The 17,704-nt window shown below is 45.5% G+C and carries 20 protein-coding genes; 15 read left to right on the top strand and 5 right to left on the bottom strand.

Annotated features, from left to right (window positions below):
* Entirely contained in the window at nt 1-207 is a 207-nt protein-coding gene (locus IEW88_RS18900) for a cysteine-rich CWC family protein (protein WP_147904585.1), read from the bottom strand.
* A 127-nt stretch (nt 208-334) separates the two neighbouring features.
* Here IEW88_RS18900 and purT point away from each other — a divergent pair, with 127 nt between their 5' ends.
* From purT to IEW88_RS14180, 7 genes are all read left to right on the top strand, one after another.
* Nucleotides 335-1,519: a formate-dependent phosphoribosylglycinamide formyltransferase gene (purT, locus tag IEW88_RS14210; protein WP_147904586.1), complete on the top strand. Its 1,185-nt coding sequence runs from the start codon at nt 335-337 to the stop codon at nt 1,517-1,519.
* 263 nt (nt 1,520-1,782) lie between these two features.
* Nucleotides 1,783-2,382: a hypothetical protein gene (locus IEW88_RS14205; RefSeq protein WP_147904587.1), complete on the top strand. Its 600-nt coding sequence runs from the start codon at nt 1,783-1,785 to the stop codon at nt 2,380-2,382.
* A 999-nt stretch (nt 2,383-3,381) separates the two neighbouring features.
* Complete coding sequence (locus tag IEW88_RS14200; RefSeq protein ID WP_185148610.1) at nt 3,382-3,816, top strand: rhomboid family intramembrane serine protease; 435 nt, start codon at nt 3,382-3,384, stop codon at nt 3,814-3,816.
* 656 nt (nt 3,817-4,472) lie between these two features.
* On the top strand, nt 4,473-4,697 hold the full coding sequence (locus IEW88_RS14195) for a hypothetical protein (protein ID WP_147904589.1): 225 nt from the start codon (nt 4,473-4,475) through the stop codon (nt 4,695-4,697).
* A gap of 9 nt (nt 4,698-4,706) precedes the next feature.
* The gene (locus IEW88_RS14190; RefSeq protein ID WP_147904590.1) at nt 4,707-4,937 is read left to right on the top strand and encodes a hypothetical protein; all 231 of its coding nucleotides are present in this window, start codon (nt 4,707-4,709) and stop codon (nt 4,935-4,937) included.
* An 83-nt stretch (nt 4,938-5,020) separates the two neighbouring features.
* A complete protein-coding gene (locus IEW88_RS14185) occupies nt 5,021-5,449 on the top strand; it encodes a hypothetical protein (protein ID WP_147904591.1) in 429 nt (142 codons plus the stop codon).
* Nucleotides 5,450-5,563: 114 nt separating this feature from the next.
* Nucleotides 5,564-5,755 carry a hypothetical protein gene (locus IEW88_RS14180; RefSeq protein ID WP_147904592.1) on the top strand — a complete coding sequence of 64 codons (192 nt, stop codon included), beginning with the start codon at nt 5,564-5,566 and terminating at the stop codon, nt 5,753-5,755.
* A gap of 72 nt (nt 5,756-5,827) precedes the next feature.
* Here the strand turns inward: IEW88_RS14180 and IEW88_RS14175 are convergent, their stop codons facing one another.
* Nucleotides 5,828-6,196, bottom strand: a complete 369-nt coding sequence (locus tag IEW88_RS14175) for a hypothetical protein (protein ID WP_147904593.1) — start codon at nt 6,194-6,196, stop codon at nt 5,828-5,830.
* A gap of 367 nt (nt 6,197-6,563) precedes the next feature.
* Between IEW88_RS14175 and ccoG the strand changes: the two genes are divergently transcribed.
* The 4 genes from ccoG to IEW88_RS14155 all read left to right on the top strand — a co-directional run bounded on the left by ccoG (nt 6,564) and on the right by IEW88_RS14155 (nt 10,416).
* Complete coding sequence (gene ccoG / locus IEW88_RS14170; protein WP_185148611.1) at nt 6,564-7,982, top strand: cytochrome c oxidase accessory protein CcoG; 1,419 nt, start codon at nt 6,564-6,566, stop codon at nt 7,980-7,982.
* A 106-nt stretch (nt 7,983-8,088) separates the two neighbouring features.
* The gene (locus tag IEW88_RS14165) at nt 8,089-9,069 is read left to right on the top strand and encodes a serine/threonine protein kinase (RefSeq protein ID WP_147904595.1); all 981 of its coding nucleotides are present in this window, start codon (nt 8,089-8,091) and stop codon (nt 9,067-9,069) included.
* Between the two features lie 47 nt (nt 9,070-9,116).
* Nucleotides 9,117-9,752, top strand: a complete 636-nt coding sequence (locus IEW88_RS14160; RefSeq protein ID WP_147904596.1) for a thiol:disulfide interchange protein DsbA/DsbL — start codon at nt 9,117-9,119, stop codon at nt 9,750-9,752.
* Between the two features lie 16 nt (nt 9,753-9,768).
* Nucleotides 9,769-10,416 carry a thiol:disulfide interchange protein DsbA/DsbL gene (locus tag IEW88_RS14155; RefSeq protein WP_147904597.1) on the top strand — a complete coding sequence of 216 codons (648 nt, stop codon included), beginning with the start codon at nt 9,769-9,771 and terminating at the stop codon, nt 10,414-10,416.
* 64 nt (nt 10,417-10,480) lie between these two features.
* Here IEW88_RS14155 and IEW88_RS14150 read toward each other — a convergent pair whose 3' ends face one another.
* Nucleotides 10,481-11,965, bottom strand: a complete 1,485-nt coding sequence (locus IEW88_RS14150) for a pectate lyase family protein (protein ID WP_147904598.1) — start codon at nt 11,963-11,965, stop codon at nt 10,481-10,483.
* Nucleotides 11,966-12,177: 212 nt separating this feature from the next.
* On the opposite strand from IEW88_RS14150, the gene IEW88_RS14145 reads away from it, so the two are divergent.
* The gene (locus IEW88_RS14145; RefSeq protein ID WP_147904599.1) at nt 12,178-12,612 is read left to right on the top strand and encodes a YcjX family protein; all 435 of its coding nucleotides are present in this window, start codon (nt 12,178-12,180) and stop codon (nt 12,610-12,612) included.
* A gap of 31 nt (nt 12,613-12,643) precedes the next feature.
* On the opposite strand, the gene IEW88_RS14140 is transcribed toward IEW88_RS14145, so the two are convergent.
* Entirely contained in the window at nt 12,644-13,309 is a 666-nt protein-coding gene (locus IEW88_RS14140; RefSeq protein WP_147904600.1) for a hypothetical protein, read from the bottom strand.
* Nucleotides 13,310-13,445: 136 nt separating this feature from the next.
* Here IEW88_RS14140 and IEW88_RS14135 point away from each other — a divergent pair, with 136 nt between their 5' ends.
* A complete protein-coding gene (locus tag IEW88_RS14135) occupies nt 13,446-14,135 on the top strand; it encodes an SDR family NAD(P)-dependent oxidoreductase (protein ID WP_147904601.1) in 690 nt (229 codons plus the stop codon).
* Between the two features lie 6 nt (nt 14,136-14,141).
* On the opposite strand, the gene IEW88_RS14130 is transcribed toward IEW88_RS14135, so the two are convergent.
* Nucleotides 14,142-14,885, bottom strand: a complete 744-nt coding sequence (locus tag IEW88_RS14130; protein ID WP_147904602.1) for an SDR family oxidoreductase — start codon at nt 14,883-14,885, stop codon at nt 14,142-14,144.
* 118 nt (nt 14,886-15,003) lie between these two features.
* Here IEW88_RS14130 and IEW88_RS14125 point away from each other — a divergent pair, with 118 nt between their 5' ends.
* Together IEW88_RS14125 and IEW88_RS14120 are read left to right on the top strand one after the other, a co-directional pair.
* On the top strand, nt 15,004-15,915 hold the full coding sequence (locus IEW88_RS14125; RefSeq protein ID WP_147904603.1) for a LysR family transcriptional regulator: 912 nt from the start codon (nt 15,004-15,006) through the stop codon (nt 15,913-15,915).
* Nucleotides 15,916-16,081: 166 nt separating this feature from the next.
* Nucleotides 16,082-17,599 (top strand): leucyl aminopeptidase, encoded by a 1,518-nt coding sequence (locus IEW88_RS14120; RefSeq protein WP_147904604.1) that lies wholly within the window; start codon nt 16,082-16,084, stop codon nt 17,597-17,599.
* The last annotated feature ends 105 nt before the right edge of the window (nt 17,600-17,704 follow it).

The raw sequence follows: 17,704 nt of genomic DNA, 5'->3' as shown, positions 1-17,704 counted from the left end.
TCATGCAGGTGTAAACTGCTGCGCCCCTATTGTTTGTTGCACAAAACGCGCTAAGCAATTTGCACAAATGCAGCTGCTTTGATCCGGTGCCTGTGCCAAGAGTTCTGGCGGAAATTGCTGCGCCATACACCAACACTGGTTTTGTTCGGTTGTACCAGCTTTGCATAAATTGTTTTGCTGGCATAAAGGGCATAATTGCTCTGACATAAAAACCTCGGTCTGGACTGTGTTTTACTATACCTCAGCAAGCCGATTCCGGCTGAAATCATTAAGTGTTCAGCGCTGATTTTTGGTATGCTCTTGGCCATTAAATTTCGCTGAGGAAGTGCAACGCATGAGCCAGATAGGAACCCCGGGCGCGGCCAACGCCACTAAAATACTGCTATTGGGCAGCGGTGAGCTGGGCAAAGAAGTATGTATAGAACTCAAACGTCTTGGCTGTGAAGTGATAGCCGTAGACCGCTATGCTAATGCGCCTGCCATGCAGGTGGCGGACCGTTGTTACGTCATCTCCATGCTGGACGGTGCGGCTTTACGTCAAATTGTGATCAAAGAAAAACCTGCTTTGATAGTCCCGGAGCTGGAAGCTATAGCCACCAGCACCCTGGTAGAGCTGGAGCAGCAGGGTTTTACCGTGATCCCAAGCGCCAAAGCCGCCAACTTAACCATGAACCGTGAAGGCATCCGCCGTTTAGCGGCTGAAGAGTTACAACTTCCTACGTCGCCTTTCCGTTTTGCCGATGACAAAGCCAGCTATTTAGCCGCTGTGGCGCATATTGGTTACCCTTGTGTGGTGAAACCTATTATGTCGTCCTCCGGTAAAGGCCAGTCTGTGCTGAAATCCGACGCCGATTTAGAAAGCGCCTGGGCTTATGCTCAGGAAGGTGGTCGCGCAGGAAAAGGCCGGGTGATAGTAGAGGGATTTATCGACTTCGATTACGAAATCACGTTATTAACAGTGCGCTCTGTGTCCGGCACTCAGTACTGCGAACCAGTCGGCCATCGTCAGGAAAAAGGCGATTACCGCGAATCATGGCAGCCTCAGGCCATGTCAGCTGCAGCTTTAGAAAAAGCCCAGTATTACGCAGCTAAAGTAACTGAAGCTTTGGGTGGTTTTGGCTTATTTGGCGTTGAGTTGTTTGTAAAAGGCGACGAAGTCTGGTTTAGCGAAGTATCACCCCGGCCACACGACACCGGCATGGTGACCATGATTTCACAAAACTACTCTGAATTTGCTTTGCATGCCCGCGCCATTTTAGGTTTGCCTATTCCGCTGATTCGCCAATACGGCCCGGCCGCTTCAGCTGTCTTACTGGTACCAGGTAACTCGCAGCACATCAGTTATGGCAACTTAGCTCAGGCGTTAATGCAACCCGACACCGACCTGCGCCTGTTTGGTAAACCCGAAGTGCAAGGTGAGCGCCGTATGGGGGTGGCCTTGGCTTTAGGCGACAATGTCGAACAGGCCAAACAAAAAGCGCTGGATGTGATTGCCAAAATTAAGGTGGAAGTGCTTTAGGTTGTTTCACCCGGCGATTCATTTTTGATGTTTGAGAACAAGGGCCTGCGGGCCCTTTTGTCTTTTCTGCGATGCCCACTCCTGTCATTGCGTTTTTACTGCTCACAGCAGTAAAAACGCCGAAAACCTGTCAGAACTGCTAGTTCATTCAATAAAAATACTCAGGTAGAGTTGGAGTTGTCGGCCCTAAACGTACCGATAAAAAGCAGATCCGTGTTATCTAACTGAGCAGGCCAGCACCAACGTATTGTTATGCAGCGGGGATGGTAGCAACGCCACTCTCATCTGCATGTTTGGCTTTTATCGGGCATGTTGTTCTGGGGGAGCCCGCCTCGTCCAGAACTGCTGGTGGTTTGGCATCAGCCTTAGGTGTTGAAGCTGGTATTGGTGCTATTGTAGGTGGCGCAGCAGCTGTTTTTCAAAGAAGTAGTAGCTGTTTTTTTAGAATAAGTTATGACCCTGAGGGTGTCTTACACCCTGAATATCAAAAAGGTGATGAAATGTATTTGGCAACGAGGACGGCGACATTTTTCTCTCTGCTATTTTTTTTAATTTTTGGTGGGTATTTTTCACTGGTGAAAAGTTGTGCCTTCCAGCTTTATTGTGCAGATTTTCAAGTCAAGGAGCTCCTTTTTGGGCTGTCTCTTATCGGACTATCTGCCGTCGCACTTTATAATTTTAGAGCTCGTGAGCTTTTGTCAACAGGCATTTTTTGTCTGCTTATTCTCTATATGATCACTATTTTTTATCTGATGAGATTTAATATGGAGGCGAGCATGACTCTGTATGATGCTATCCCTTTGTTAGGTGCGTTTTCAGTTTTTTACTTTGTTATCACCTCAGCAAGGTCCAAGTTTAACTAATATGATTTACGAATCCGAAGCTGCTGAATGCACATTATCGGTCTAAGAGTGCACAAAGTCTTTCTTATGGAAACTCATTTATTGAGGGTTATCAAATGGTAAAGCCATCCACTAGACGATATGCAGCTATTTTGGTGTTTTCTCTGTTATTGACATTTTTTCTTGTCTTTATAATTCCGTTTTATTTATTTGATGCACACCATAAATTTGGATTCTTTTATGTGATTTTTTCTGCTATTACAGCGCCTCTGGTTGCAAGAGGTATTTTTATTTACTGTTCAGCTAAGTGCAATACCGGCAGTTAAGGTATAGCGTTGCTTTTCTGAATCTGACTTCTGTGTGAATTGAATTATGAAAGATATCAAAGACATTATATCTTCACTTACAGGTGAGGGCGCGTTGGTTGGGTTTTTTGAATCTATATGTGGTGATAAAGATGTCGCCCAACTACTGGTTTTCATTGTTTTGTTGGTCGCTATTGTATCCATAATGCTTGGTTTTATATCGCTATTTATAAATTGAATGTACAAATTAAGGTCGATCTTCTGTAGTCCTTTACCTGCCAGTTCATTCAATAAAAATACTCAGGTAAGGTTGGAGTCGTCGGTCGCTGAATGCACCGATAAAAAAAGAGTAGTGTTATGTAACTGAGCAGGCCAAGGCCAAGGCGCTTTAGGTGGTTCCGACTGATTCGTAGGGCTGGCTGTAGCAGTAGGAACCAAAGCTGGTCCTGGAGGATCCATATTATTTGGTAAAATAGATGCTGCATACGGAGGTTATTCAGAAGTGATGAGACAATTGGATCATCAACAGCCGAAAGAAAAAAATGCTGCATAAGTCTTCTATTTTAATAGATGCTCGGTGATTTCACCGGGTATCTCTGCGAAGTAAAAAATGAAAATACTTGTTTTAATCACAATAATCTATTGTTTATCAGTATCCATCTGGAAGTTTTTCTATGGCAGTACACTATGGATTGAAACCTACGGTGTATCGAAGATGATGCTTTATGAGCATCAATGGTATAGATTGCTACTGGGGCCTTTTGCACACGCCTCTTTGTTACATCTTTGGTTGAACCTATACGCGTTATATTATTTGTTTTGGGATCTCAAATACTCGTCCGATAACAGAAGACTCTATCTTGCATCTACTTTTATCCTGTCAGTTCCTGTGGCTGCAATATCATTCAGCTTTTTTTCTGTGTCTGGCTATTCGGTTGGTATATCTGGAGGTGTTATCTCTGTTTTGAGTTTTTTGCTTGTTGTTGATAAATCACGCGAAATATTTCATGGTTTAATTTTGATTTTTGTCGCCGGAGCCGTGATGCCAAACCTTATTGACAATATTAGTCATGTCACAGGTTTTGTGTTTGGTTCTGTTTTTGGTCTTTATTATGTTCGTAGATTGAATAAAAATCTGGAAAAAAGATAGAGCTGAGACTCTAGATTGAATAATCTACCGATCTGAAGCCACTGAATGTATAGATATGGGATTGCGTAAATTTGTTCTGATGGACAATCAGTTATTCAGGGTTATCAAATGCTAAAACAGTCCACTAGCCGATATGCAGCTATTTTGGTGTTTTCTCTGTTATTGACATTTTTTCTTGTCTTTGTAATCCCGTTTTATTTATTTGATGCATACCATAAATTTGGATTTTTTTATGTGGTTTTTCTGCTATTACAGCGCCTGTAGTTGCAAGAGGTGTTTTTATTTACTGTTCAGCTAAGTTCAATAGCGGCAGTTAAGGTATAGCGTTACTTTACTGAATCTAACCATAAAGGGCCTGCGGGCCCTGTTGTCTTTTCTGAGATGCCCACTCCTGTCATTGCCTTTTTACTGCCAACAGCAGCAAAAAAACGCCGAAAACCTGTCAGAACTGCCAGTTCATTCAATAAAAATACTCAGGTAAGGTTGGAGTTGTCGGTCGCAACACCATGCTCTCATCGGATGTTTGGCTTTTATCGGACATGTCGTTAAGCGCAGATATAGTGCTGGAACAACGCAACCTGATGGCATTGTTGTTTGAGCCGATCTTAAGCCTGAAAGGCAGGCTGTAATCTTTAATCATCTCAAGGAGAGATAGTATGCATGAGTTAACTTTTGAGCAAGTAGTAGGCGTTAGTGGCGGTGATTGGGCTGATGTTGCTAGCAGTGCTTTAACTGGGGGGGCCGCTGGGGCTGCATTGGTTGGCGCAAATGCTGGGCTCGCGGCCTTAGGTGCTGTTGCAGCATTTGGTAATCCTGTTAGCTTGGGAATAATCGCTGCGGGCTTAGTTATCGGTGGGGTTTACGAGTTAGCTCAACAATAAGGAAAAATAATGCGTGAATTAAACAATGATAAAATGCAAGTGATTGCCGGTGGTGAAGTAACTGTTGGTGGTGCAGTCGGTGCGGCAATTGGTGACGCTGGAGCTGGGGGGTCTACAGGCGCAGGTATAGGCTTTGCTGTTGGCGGCCTTGCTGGTGCTGTTGTAGGCGGTGTTGTAGGTGGTGTTGCGGGAACTTTTATTTTCATTTATGACTATGTAAGTGATAATGTAACTATGTAAGTGATAATGTGCAATAACTACCAGCTATTTGATTAGATAAAAAAAAGAATATTATCAAAATATTCTTTTTTATGGAGTTAAAAATGGGTTACCAACATATAAAAATTTTATTTTTATGTTCTTTGATTATGTACTCTTTAAATTTAATGAACAACAATTTTATTTTTTCTATTTTTTTTGGTGCTTGCTCATGTGCGATGGTATTGCCTAGCTATCTTTTCATAAGCGGTGTAGAAATAAGGCATAAGATAGAGTCTATGCCATTTTTAAATTTTATCTCAAGATTTGCGGTTACTGATGATATACGCATGAAGCAAAATGATAGATCGCTGTTTTTGGTTGTTTTTATTTTTTGTTTTGTTCTCTTTGGCCTAATTTCGAGAATTGTGTTTCCATCGAAAATTGAAGGTTTTTTGATTTTGATTGGCTCTTTTTTGTTTTCTTTATTGCTATCGTTATTTCTTGTGCGGCGAGAGATGGTCAAAGATAACACTATAGTTGGTGGTGAATAAGTATTTTTTTATCACATGGCATGCGTAAGGGGCAAATGGAGTCTGGATAAGTCGAAGGAATGACAAAGCCCACCTGTTTGATTGGCGTTCATCTTTGAAAAAAGAGAATAAAAAATGGCATCTAAAGGTATTCGACACGCAAAACAACTGATTTTTTGGGGATTATCCGGTGGTTTTATAGGAGCGTTACTCGACTGGTATTATCAGATGTTCCCTCTGTTTTTTGGTGTTGGTTTGCTTGGCTTCGAATTGGTTTATTATTTCTATTTGAGAATAAAGTATAGAAAAAATCCTCGGGATATTTAGGGGCTCATGGCCTATCTGGTGATCATCCCACTGATTTGACGGATAGAGGGCAAAACTCAGTGTTGTGCCGCTTTAGCCTATGAACTCTTCCAGCTTCGGATACTGCTTTAACACATCACAAGCTCTTTGCATGGCATCGCCAAATAAGGCCGGATGAAAATCGCCGTTTTGACAGTAGTCGCGACGAAATTGCAGCAGGCTGTTGATGTCCTGCGCGGCTTTGGCTAAAGCTTCTTGCTGGCCTGTGCCGTAATCCTGGCCTATCGCATAAAAAGCTTTCTGAATTTTGCGGGTGATTACTGAATCCGACTGAACTCCAGGCAATGAAATATGTTCAGCCAGCCAGTCCAGCACGGGTTCTGAGTAAGGCAGAATTCGTGGGTGGTCATAAAAAGTCAGGGTGCTGACAATCAGCAAACATAACAGCAAAAAATTGCGCATCACCTGTTACCTCAGCTGCGACTTGATTGGTTATCACACGGTGTGTCTGGCCTGCCACTGTCAACCAGGCAGTCAGAACTGCCTTGGGTGTCAACCAGGTTGACAGAATAAAACTGAGCCTAAGATTAAAATTCAATATGGATCAGAGTGTTATATACTATAGACCTTTGGTTCAATTATTGCAGACAGTTCATTGGGTTAAAACACAAAGCAGCCAGGATAAGCCGCCAGCTGGAGCAAATTACCGATCGCAGACAGGTAAGTTGCTTTAGGTTTCGTCAGAACAAGGCTTGGTTTGTCCTGCATCAACAAGCTGCAATAAACAGCCTGCTACACTAAGTATCAGAGAGCAGCACGAGGTATGGGCGTGGATAATAAGATAGATATCAAAAATATTCCGGTTGAGGTGCACAAACCCGATCCGGACAAAAAAGCCAAATACAACCCAAGAGATCGCATCTATGTGCGTGCGGTGAAGGGTTTGCATCAAACCTTAAGGCGTAATATTGGCTTTATATTTATGGCGGCTTTTATGCTGTTACCCTGGCTGCAATTTAACGGCCAGCAAGCCATTTTGCTCGATATAGTCGAGCAGAAGTTTTATATCTTCGGTATGACCTTATGGCCGCAGGATTTCACTATTCTGGCCTGGATTTTTGTGATTGGCGCTTTTGCCTTATTTTTTGTGACTACTTTCTATGGCCGGGTTTGGTGTGGTTATTTATGCCCACAAACCGTCTGGACTTTTATTTTTATGTGGTTTGAAGAGAAACTCCAGGGCACCCGTAATCAGCGTATGAAGTTGGATCAGGAACCCTGGAGCTTCAATAAGCTATGGAGAAAAGGCCTGACTCATTTCAGCTGGCTGGCTTTTTCTGTGCTTACCGCGCTGATTTTTGTTGGTTATTTTACTCCTGTCGATCAGCTGTTTATTCAGTTTTTTACCTTCGAAGCCAGCTTCTGGGCTGCAGTATCGGTCTGGTTTTTTGCCTTCTGTACCTACGGTAACGCCGGTTGGATGCGCGAAATTATGTGTACTCATATTTGCCCTTATGCGCGCTTCCAGTCGGCCATGTTTGATAAAGACACTTTCACTGTGACTTACGATGCCAAGCGCGGTGAGAATCGTGGCCCACGCGCCCGTAAAGACACGGACTACAAAGCCAAAGGTTTAGGCGATTGTATCGACTGTAATTTATGTGTGCATGTTTGCCCTACCGGCATCGACATTCGTAATGGTCTGCAGTACGAGTGCATTAACTGCGGTGCCTGTATCGACGCCTGCGACGATACGATGGATAAAATGGGGTATGCCAAAGGCTTAATCAGCTACACCACAGAACATAGTCTGGAAGGTAAAACTACCAAAGTGGTGCGGGGTAAATTAGTCGGCTACTTTATGGTGCTGGTGGCTGTATGTGCTGCCTTTGCCTGGACCTTAGTCGTACGTAAGCCTGTGGTGATGGACATAGTGCGTGACCGCGGCGCCTTGTACCGTGAAACCGACGAAGGGCTAATTGAAAACACCTATACCTTAAAGGTGATTAACAAGTCGCAATTGGAGCAAACCTATCAGTTGTCGGTACAAGGTTTAGACGAAGCGCAGTGGCTTGGCGAGAAAGAGTTGACCTTAAAAGGCGGGGAAACTGCGAATTTGCCGATCAGTTTATCGCTGGATCCTGTGGATGCAAAAAGACCTGTACTGGAAATTGAGTTTGTACTGCAGGACAGCGACGAACCGGATATCCGCTTAACTCAGGGCAGCAAGTTCTTTTCCGCCCGTTAAGTTTTTAAAAGCGTTAGACTAAGCTACCCATAAAATGGGGTCAGATCACATTGTTAACTGTTAACAATGTGATCTGACCCCATTTTTATAGTTGCTACGGAATTTTATGAGCACTTTTGATTTTTCTACCTTAAGTCCGGATTTAATGCTGGATGCCTTGTTTCATTATGGCTTTGATGTCAGCTCTGGTTTATTGCAACTGAACAGCTTTGAAAACAGAGTCTGCCAGTTTAGAGACGATGATCGCAAAAGCTGGGTGGTGAAGTTTTACCGGCCGGAACGCTGGAGCTTAGAACAACTGAACGAGGAGCATCAGTTTGTGCGGGAACTGGCAGAGATTGAAGTGCCGGTGGCCGAAGCTGTTGAGCGGGATGGCCAGCAAGTCTTATCCTTCGGAGGTTTTTATTTATCCGTCTTTCCAAGCCGTGGCGGCCGTACTTTAGAGCCTGACAACGAAAATCAGCTGCTGCAGCTGGGGCGTTTTTTAGGCATGGTGCATCAGGTGGGCGCTGCCCGGCCTTTTCTGCACAGACCCACCATCAACCATCAAACGTTTTTACTCGACAGTCAGCAAAGCTTGTTGCAGTCGGGCCTTATTCCACCCTCGTTAGAAAAAGATTATCAGACCATGATGCAACAATTGTGCGACAAGGTCGGTCCTTTGTATAAGCCAGAAAAAATCCGGCGGGTGCATGGCGATTGTCATATAGGCAATTTGCTGTGGCATGATGACAGGCCTTTGCTTTTGGACTTTGATGACAGCCGCAATGGACCTGCAGTGCAGGACTTGTGGTTATTGCTCAATGGTGATCGGCTAGAGCAAACTTATCAGTTGTCGTTATTGCTGGAAGAGTATGAGCAGTACTGCGATTTTGACCATAAAGAGCTGCGTTTAATAGAACCGCTGCGGGCTATGCGGATTTTGTCGTATATGGCCTGGATAGCAAAAAGGTGGAGCGATCCGGCTTTTCCGAAGAACTTTCCATGGTTCAGTACGGACCAATACTGGCAGCAACAAGTGCGGGCGCTGGATGAACAGCTGAAATTCTGTGACCAGAGCCCACTTTCTCTGATGCCTCAGTGGTAAGTTTTTGTTAGAGTAGTGACAGTTTTATTCCAAGGAACATTCGAATAATGAAAAAGTTAACAGCGTTGTTAGTAGGTGCATTGTTATTGCCATTGGCAGCTTTTGCTGCTCAGTTTGAAGAAGGTAAACACTACGAAGTCATTTCAGAACAAGCCACAGCTAAGCCTGAAGTGAAAGAATATTTCTCTTTTTATTGCCCTGCCTGTTTTGGTTTTGAGCCTAAAGTACAGGCTTTAGCAAAGCAGTTGCCTGCTGGTGCTGAGCTGAAAAAAGTCCATGTCGACTTTTTACAGCATGCATCTGTGGAAATTCAGGTCACTTTAGCCAAAGCTTATCTGGTGGCAAAAAACCTGGGTAAAGGGGATCAGGTGGCCAGTGCTTTTTTTAATCATATTCATGTTGACCGCAAAACCTTTGCCAATGATGACGACATCAAAGCTGTGGTTGTCGCTCAGGGTATTGATGCAGACACTTACGATAAAGCCATCAAAAGTTTTACTGTTGCCGGTGGTGCCAAGCAGATGAAAAAAGAACAGGAAGCCTTGTCGTCGCGTCGTGTATTAACTGGTGTACCCACTTTTATTATCAATGGTAAATACAAAATCCTGAACCAGGGCCTGAGCCGTGAAAATCAGGATGAAGAATTTAAGCAGTTAGTGAATTTTTTACTGACTCAATCTTAATCAAAAGGCATTTTTTATGTTGAAACAATTATTAGCCGCTTTGGCATTCGCCCCTGTACTGGCTTTTGCTTCTGCTGCTTCTCCTGTCAGTTTTCAGGAAGGAGTGCATTACGAAGTCGTCGCAGAAAAAGAGACAGCTAAACCTGAAGTGCTGGAGTTTTTTTCCTTTTATTGCCCACATTGCAAAGCTTTTGAGCCTTTTGCTCAAAACCTGGATAAAAGTCTGCCAAAAGGTGTCAGTCTGACTAAACATCATGTCGACTTTTTACAGGTGGCTCCACCAGAGTTACAGCAGTCTCTGGCTAAGGCTTATGTAGTAGCAAAAAATGCCGGTCAGGGCGATCGTATTGCCGATGTGATTTTTGATTATTTGCATAATCAGCGCGCCAGCTTCAGCAACGAACAGGATATTCGTAACCTCTTGGTGGTCAACGATATTCCTGCCATGTTATTTGATTCAGGTATGGTCAGTCAGGCTGTGAATGATGAAGTTGCAGCTATGAAAAAGAGTCAGGATCACTATTCTGAAGCCAAAGTGCTCAGAGGTGTACCTACTTTATTGGTGAACGGCAAATATCTGGTGAAGTTTTCAGGTTTAAGCCAAGAGAATTTCCAGCAGGATTTAGACGCGCTGGTGGCTTTTTTGTTAGCGAAAAAAGACTAACCACATCTTTGAGCTCCATTTAAAAACCACCTGTTATGCAGGTGGTTTTTACTTTTAACGGGGTCTAAAAACTACATTTGTTTACACCTGCATTCGCCAGCACATGAGCTTTCACCTCAGAGGTGGGCAGCAGAGCAAAGCTGTACGGCAGGTTGAGTACAGCGGTAGACTGCACATCTGGGCCTGCAATCACACCTTCTGCTGGCATAGCTTGCCAGGTGGTATTGCTAAACTCATTGCCTCTGGTATCCCAGTAGCCCAAAGCGCTGGAATAAAAAGAGACGATGGGGTTAGTGGTGTTTTCAAACACATTATTTTCAATGCGGATCACAGCACCCATGCGGCTGTTAATGCCTGTGTCCTGCACATCACTGTAGTAGTTGTTGTAAATATGGCCCTGACCATAGCGGAATAACGGCAGACGTGAATTCACTCGCTGCCAGTGGTTATGATGAAAGGTAATACGACGGTTGTAATTGTCGGAATCACTGTTGCCCCATAACGAGGTTTTCCAACTGTCATGCAGGTAGTTGTAGGAAATGGTGACTTTATCCACGTCTTTTTTACCGCTGACTAACTCGTCATAAAAGTCTTTATCCACATCCAGACTGTTGTAGATTTCGTTGTGATCGATCCAGATATTGCTGGCCGGTCCTTCCAGTGTAATAGCGTCTTTATCCCCGGTATTGACGTAACGCAGTTTTAAATTGCGGATAATCACGTTATTGGCGCGAAATACCTTTAGCCCTATGCCATCAAACAAAGCCGTATTACCGACTCCAATAATGCTGACATTATTCATATCTTTAATATCAAACTTACTGACGCCGCCTGAGTTTGCTGGTGTTATGGTGCCGTTGACTCTGATAGTTAGAGGCCGGTTTAAATCCCGGTTCGCCAAAGCGGCCAGAATTTCCGCCCCTGTTGTCGCTGTGACTGTCACTGCATTTGGACCTGCACCACCAGTGGTACCACCATCCAGCGAGGCATAACCTTGTGGACTGGCGCTGCAGGAGGTCACCTCGCCTGTAGGTGGAGGCTCTGTTGGATCAACTGGGTCCGTAGGGTCAACCGGATCTGTTGGATCCGGCGCTGTACCACCTCCGGTGGTCAGATAAACTTCAAATTCGGCGATGCGGGGTGCGGAGCTGGCACTAATAATTTCCAGATTCAGCTTTTGGCTGCTGATAGTGCTTATATTTACCACCTTATTGCTGCCAATACTGCTGCCACTGGCCAGTTCTGTGCCAGTGTCGTTATTAACCAACCGCCAACTGGTGACGGCCGAACCGGATTCTTTCAGCACCACCTGATTGAGCTGGACAGCTGAACTCCATTTTACCGACACCCGCTGATTTGAGTTCGCAGAAGGTTGCCAGTAGCTTTGCAGATTAGCATCCCGGACAGACGAATAACTGATACCACTGGCTTTACTTGAACCATCGGCGCCGGCACCCGGACCTGTGATGGCCAGATTGTTAGCATGCACAGCAGCACTGACAGCGCAGCTGATTGCGAAAAGTGGGAAGAGTAAATGTTGATGTTGCATCTATGATGTCCTCAAACTGTTGTTATAAGAATTCCGGCCCTGATTCGGGTCCTGACCGGCAATGCAGAGTGTGGACTATCATTTTGGGGACAGCTATTTCACATTTGGAATTACAGCTTGATAGCGGCTGGGATAATATTTTTTGATGTTGTTGCGAACTACTCGCAATTGAAATAGTCTAGATGATATAAATTCGCAATTGGGTAGCATCTATGGAACACTGGCAGCAGATCATTGCACGAGGTAATCAGGCTTTTACTGAACGGCACCTAAGCGCGGCCGAAAGCTTATATCGCCAGGCTATTTCAGATGTCTGGCCTGTCTGGTATCACTGTGCTTTTGTCTGTTGTCCTCCGGAATTGAGTCGTGAAGAAGCCTCGTTACCGACTTTTTGTCTGTCCATTTCAATTCAGAATCTGGCTGAAACTTATGCACAACAGCAACGCTGGCGGCGCTGTCAGACTACATTAAGGCATGGTTTAAATTGGTTTGAGCAGATGCTACAGCGTTTGGATGGCGATCATCCTGCTAGTATCGCGGTATTGCAGGAGTCGGCCAAACTCAGAGCCGAATATCAGGCGGCTTGCAAAAGATATAAGCAATGGCAACTATCCCGAGCTGTGCCCAAAGGGTCTTATCTGCATTAACGACTCTGTACTTCTGGTCAGAAAGGGGATTTCAAAGTAAAAACCACTTTCCTTGCTGCAGCTGCAGGCTCTGCAGCTTTTGTTCTTCTTCACCATTGTGGTAATGCAATCTGGTAAATTCGACTTTATCCGGACTGACCCAACGCACATCCAGTGGGTTCCAGGGTTGTATTCTGTTGTCATCACCACTCAATACCAGTTCGGCCTGCAGTTTGTGATTGCGGATCCGATAAATGACCAGCAGATTGGCATTTTCTTTATCGGAATGAGCTTCGGAATACACCAGTAAACGTTGATTGTCCGGCGACAGCAGCGGGAAGCCGTTGATCTGAGTTTGTAGGCCAGTTTGGGTATTCACCAGATAGACACTGCGGCCACGATATTCAAATACCCATACCACTGCCAGGTGCACAGCTTGCAAATAGGACACCAAATAGGGTTGGGTATCTTCATCTGTTTTTTCATGAAAAATAGGGAATGCTAAAGCTGCTGCCTGAGTTTGCAAATGCAAAAAGTTACTGTTGCGTTGCACCCGAAAGGGGACTGTAGCCATCAACTCCTCTTCCAGTTGCTCTGCACAAGAGCGCTCTAGCTCTATTTCAAACTCACAAGCCATTGCAGTCGTCGCAATAGAGGTGCAAAAAAACCAAAATAGGGACGAGAACACTGCTTTTTGCAGTAAGCTGATGCTATACATCAGAAGTTTTCCTTTGTTAAGTAGGAGCTTCATTGATTAATGTGGCTCAGTTTAGGGAATTTTGCACTTCAGTCATGACTATTTCACGTGAAAAGGCTAAAAACTAAGTCCAGTCGACATTTCCAGGAGCGGATATATGGCAAAGCAACTAAAAACAGTATTGATCACTGGAGCTAACCGCGGTATTGGTTTTGCGATAGCAAAAACATTAGTACAGCAAGGTGGATTTCGTGTGCTGCTGGCAGCCCGTCAGCAAAAAGATGCAGAAGAGGCAGCAGCTTTGTTAGGTGCGGGTATTGCACTTCGGCTTGATTTAACTGATCCCTTGCTGGTTGAACAAAAGGCGCTGCAAATAGAACGGCAGTATGGTCCTGTTGATGTGTTAATCAACAATGCAGCAGTGTTGCACTCTTCTGAATTACAGCACACTCAGGCGGAAGATTTACTGCTCAGTTTATCAGTCAATACAGTAGCGCCTTTTATGCTCTGCAAGGTATTCGGTCATTTGATGAAACAACGGGGTTATGGCCGTATTGTAAATGTGTCATCCAGTTGGGGAAATTTCTCTGAAGGTTTGGAAGGCCCTGCCTGCTATGCCATCAGTAAGGCTGCACTGAATGCTGTGACGGTCAGCTGCGCGCGCGAGCTGATGCCAGAGGTGAAGGTCAACGCGGCCTGCCCTGGCTGGGTTCGTACCCGAATGGGCGGTGATGCGGCAGATTTGAGTCCTGAACAAGGTGCGGAAACTCCTGTTTGGCTAGCCACGTTAGATGAGGATGGCCCAACAGGAGCATTTTTCCGCAATAAAACTCAGTTGGAGTGGTAGTGCTGTTTAGAAATCCTGCACTGTAGGACGCAGAACTATCTCGTTGATATCAACGTCTGCAGGTTGAGCTATCGCGTAAGCTACGGCTTTGGCTACTGAATCAGCCGGAATAGCGATTTGGTAGAAGTTGCCAACAAATTCAGCGCTTTGCTGATGGCTACTACCGTGTTTTAGTTCAGAATCTACAGCGCCGGGCAAAATAGTCGTAGTGCGGATAGAACCTCCTACTTCATGGCGCAAGCCTTCACTGATCGCCCTGACTGCAAATTTAGTTCCGCTGTACACAGTGCCACCTGGACTGAACACTTTAATGCCCGCAACTGAAGAGATATTAATAAAATGACCTGATTTTTGGTGTTCAAATATCGGCAAGGCAGCGGCTATACCATATAAAACCCCTTTGATATTGATGTCGATCATCCGGTCCCATTCATCGGTTTTTAATTCACTGATAGGGGCAATAGACATTAAGCCGGCATTATTGATCATGACATCCACCTGACCAAAACGGCTCACCGCTAACTGCACCAGGGCGCTGACTTCACTGGCTTTCGTTACATCTGTGACCAGATAAGTCGCTTGTCCGCCTTTGGCTTCAATAGTGGCTACTATCTGTTGCAGCTTGTCTTCCCGCCGGGCTCCTAACACTACATGAGCGCCCAGACTGGCCAGATGATAAGCCGTAGCCTCACCCAAACCACTGCTCGCGCCTGTGATCACTACTGTTTTTCCTGAAATATTCTGACTCATGATGTGGTCCTCAGTTGAGCTATACAAAATTGATTTCGACAACAACAGTATGAAGGGATAGACAAATCCAAAAAATGGAAATATTTTGATTTTATAATTCCTAATTACGGAATAGTGGATGCTGAATAAAGTTGAATTATTGCGAATTTTTTGTACTGCGGCAGAGAGCGATAGTTTTAAGGCAGCAGCTGTACGACTTGGTATTTCACCTCAGGCTGTGACCCGGGCTGTGCAACAACTGGAGCAAAGTACCGGCGAAGTCTTGTTTCATCGGAGCACTCGCCATATCCGGTTGACTCGTTTCGCCGAAGGTTTTGCTGTTCAGGCGAAAAATAGCCTGCAGCAATTGGATGCTTTGTTTCAGCAGCATCAGGCGGTTCCCACTCATCTTATTGCCGGCCTGGTGCGGGTAGCTGCTCCAAGAGTAATCCGACCCTTACTGATGCCAGTGTTAAGTGCTCTGGTTCAGCAACATCCTGCTTTACAGCTTGATCTGCGCTTGTCCGATCAAATTGCTGATGTGGTGGATGAGCAAATTGATGTAGGAGTGCGGATTGGGCAAATACGGGATAATGGATTTATTGCCCGGAAAGTCTCGTCTGTAGGCCTGTTCCTGACAGCGAGTCCGTTGTTGTTGGCAAAGCACCCCAGCCCACAGAGTCTGGAGCAACTGGCTGAACTGCCGACCACAGCCTTGATGGATAAAGCCACAGGTCGGGCTTGGCATTGGTATTTTAAAGAGGGTCAATTATGGTCGCCCAAAAAAATCAGTTTTGTGGCGGATGATTCTGAAACGGAAGCTGATGCGACTCTGGCTGGTCTGGGTATCTCCCAGCTGGCATCTTGTATGGCTATCCCGCATTTGCGCTCTGGCGCTTTAGTTCGACTTCTACCTGAACTTGACCCAGACCCCTGGCCTTTGTCTGTCTACAGACCACAACGTGGTCCTGTGCCGGAGCGGGTCAGACTAGTGTTTGACAGGCTGATTTCGGCATTAAGTGACCCAACTATATGCCCTGAATCGACTTAATCTGAATGTTAGAGTGAGCTTGTGCTATGCACAGACACACTATAGGCACGGGTAGAGGGCTGAACTGATTTGGTCGCTTAAATTCTTCAATTTAACCAATTTTAGCTTGTTGTTCATGCCGGCTTTAGCCACTCTTGGCAGCATTACAATAAAAAGGAAAGCCCCTATGAAAACACTTATGACCAGTATTGCCACTGTGCTGTTGTCTTATTCAGCCGTTGCCGCAGTCCCTTCCATTGAAATGAATCAGAAAGCAGAACTTGATGCCGACACTCTGGTGTTGCTGGTCAGTCCGGAACAACTGGCGCAGTCTTCCTCAGCAGTGCTGCAGCATCAGGCTGTCAAACACGCGATTAAAACCACAGGCTTTGCAGCGAAGAAAGCCGCTCAGCTGGATATTCTGGCGCCAGTTGCGGGTTACAACAGAGTGATGCTGTTAGGCACAGGTGAGCCTGCACAATTGACTGCAGCAAGCAGCAATAATCTGGGGGCAGATATTGCCGCCTGGGTCAAAAAAGATAAAGCCCGCTCTGTGACTATAGATACTGCAGCGCTGCAATCGGCGTCAGGCAATGCCGACTTTGCTGCACAACTGGCGCATGGTATTGAGTTGCGCTCTTACAGTTTTGATCGCTATTTCAGTAAAAAAGCTGCAGACGAAGTGAAGAAGCTGGAAATTCTGGTGACAGATGAACAAACTGCAGAGCGTCAGTTCAGTAAGTTACAGGCTGTCACTCAGGGGGTATTTTTAGCCCGCGATTTGGTGAATGAACCTGCTGCAGCATTAACACCTGATACTTTTGCAGCACAAGCAAAGGCTTTGGAAAAGTACGGGGTAAAAGTCCGGGTACTGGATGTACCTGCGATGGAAAAATTGGGTATGGGCGCTCTTTTAGCCGTAGGGAAAGGTAGTAACAGATCGCCGCGTTTAGTGGTGGCGCAGTGGCAGGGCAGCGATCAAAAGCCGCTGGCTATTGTTGGTAAAGGCATTACTTTTGATACCGGTGGTTACAACCTGAAAACAGATTCTGAATCTATAGTCCGTATGACCAGCGATATGGCGGGTGCAGCAGCTGCTTTGGGTACAGTCAAAGCATTAGCCTTACAAAAAGCTCCGGTCAATGTGGTGGCTGTGATGGCGATGGCTGAAAATATGATATCGGACAAAGCCATGCTGCCTGGCGACGTACTCAAATCAGCCGCGGGCTTAACTATTCAGGTGACCAACACCGATGCGGAAGGCCGTTTAGTGCTGGCCGATGCGCTTTGGTATGCCAATAAAGAATTTCAGCCGCGCGCTATGGTCGATATTGCAACTTTAACAGGAGCCAAAGTAGGTGCTGTGGGGGCTTACTATGCCGGTTTATTCTCAGAGCAGCAGCAACTGGTGGATCAACTGACCTTAGCGGGCGAAAAAGTGAATGAACCGCTGTGGCGTTTACCTTTGGGTCCACAATTTGCGGATGAACTCAAAAGCGACATTGCCGATCTGAAAAACACCGGCAGCAGCACTGGTGCATCAACCGCAGCCTGGTTTTTAAAACAATTTACCGCTGAAACACCATGGGCTCACCTGGATATAGCAGGCAATGCGTTAAGCAGAGCAGACAAAGAGGTGAACACCAAAGGTGCTACCGGTTACGGTGTGCGCTTGCTGACCGAATGGGCTTTGCAACAACCCTGAAGCTATTCCCAATAAAGAGTTTTTTGGACTATCAGACGGGCGGGTGCAACACCCGCCCCTATGCCCCGGTAGGCTGCAGCTGAGGCAGAAGCCCAGCCAGCTGCG

The organism is Rheinheimera tangshanensis, from assembly GCF_014645135.1.
GTDB classification, from domain to species: Bacteria; Pseudomonadota; Gammaproteobacteria; order Enterobacterales; family Alteromonadaceae; genus Pararheinheimera; species Pararheinheimera tangshanensis.
The sequence above is the reverse complement of the archived record's forward strand: the minus strand, read 5'-3'. Positions and strand labels throughout refer to the sequence as shown.

Bases quoted from the DNA above. Each gene is read 5' to 3' on its own strand.
- IEW88_RS18900 (WP_147904585.1), bottom strand. From the start codon at position 207: ATGTCAGAGCAATTATGCCCTTTATGCCAGCAAAACAATTTATGCAAA.
- IEW88_RS14130 (WP_147904602.1), bottom strand. From the start codon at position 14,885: ATGAGTCAGAATATTTCAGGAAAAACAGTAGTGATCACAGGCGCGAGC.
- IEW88_RS14180 (WP_147904592.1), top strand. From the start codon at position 5,564: ATGGCATCTAAAGGTATTCGACACGCAAAACAACTGATTTTTTGGGGA.
- IEW88_RS14140 (WP_147904600.1), bottom strand. From the start codon at position 13,309: ATGTATAGCATCAGCTTACTGCAAAAAGCAGTGTTCTCGTCCCTATTT.
- IEW88_RS14120 (WP_147904604.1), top strand. From the start codon at position 16,082: ATGAAAACACTTATGACCAGTATTGCCACTGTGCTGTTGTCTTATTCA.
- IEW88_RS14185 (WP_147904591.1), top strand. From the start codon at position 5,021: ATGGGTTACCAACATATAAAAATTTTATTTTTATGTTCTTTGATTATG.
- IEW88_RS14190 (WP_147904590.1), top strand. From the start codon at position 4,707: ATGCGTGAATTAAACAATGATAAAATGCAAGTGATTGCCGGTGGTGAA.
- IEW88_RS14125 (WP_147904603.1), top strand. From the start codon at position 15,004: ATGCTGAATAAAGTTGAATTATTGCGAATTTTTTGTACTGCGGCAGAG.
- IEW88_RS14135 (WP_147904601.1), top strand. From the start codon at position 13,446: ATGGCAAAGCAACTAAAAACAGTATTGATCACTGGAGCTAACCGCGGT.
- IEW88_RS14200 (WP_185148610.1), top strand. From the start codon at position 3,382: ATGATGCTTTATGAGCATCAATGGTATAGATTGCTACTGGGGCCTTTT.
- IEW88_RS14160 (WP_147904596.1), top strand. From the start codon at position 9,117: ATGAAAAAGTTAACAGCGTTGTTAGTAGGTGCATTGTTATTGCCATTG.
- IEW88_RS14145 (WP_147904599.1), top strand. From the start codon at position 12,178: ATGGAACACTGGCAGCAGATCATTGCACGAGGTAATCAGGCTTTTACT.
- IEW88_RS14150 (WP_147904598.1), bottom strand. From the start codon at position 11,965: ATGCAACATCAACATTTACTCTTCCCACTTTTCGCAATCAGCTGCGCT.
- IEW88_RS14205 (WP_147904587.1), top strand. From the start codon at position 1,783: ATGGTAGCAACGCCACTCTCATCTGCATGTTTGGCTTTTATCGGGCAT.
- IEW88_RS14175 (WP_147904593.1), bottom strand. From the start codon at position 6,196: ATGCGCAATTTTTTGCTGTTATGTTTGCTGATTGTCAGCACCCTGACT.
- IEW88_RS14165 (WP_147904595.1), top strand. From the start codon at position 8,089: ATGAGCACTTTTGATTTTTCTACCTTAAGTCCGGATTTAATGCTGGAT.
- IEW88_RS14155 (WP_147904597.1), top strand. From the start codon at position 9,769: ATGTTGAAACAATTATTAGCCGCTTTGGCATTCGCCCCTGTACTGGCT.
- purT (WP_147904586.1), top strand. From the start codon at position 335: ATGAGCCAGATAGGAACCCCGGGCGCGGCCAACGCCACTAAAATACTG.
- IEW88_RS14195 (WP_147904589.1), top strand. From the start codon at position 4,473: ATGCATGAGTTAACTTTTGAGCAAGTAGTAGGCGTTAGTGGCGGTGAT.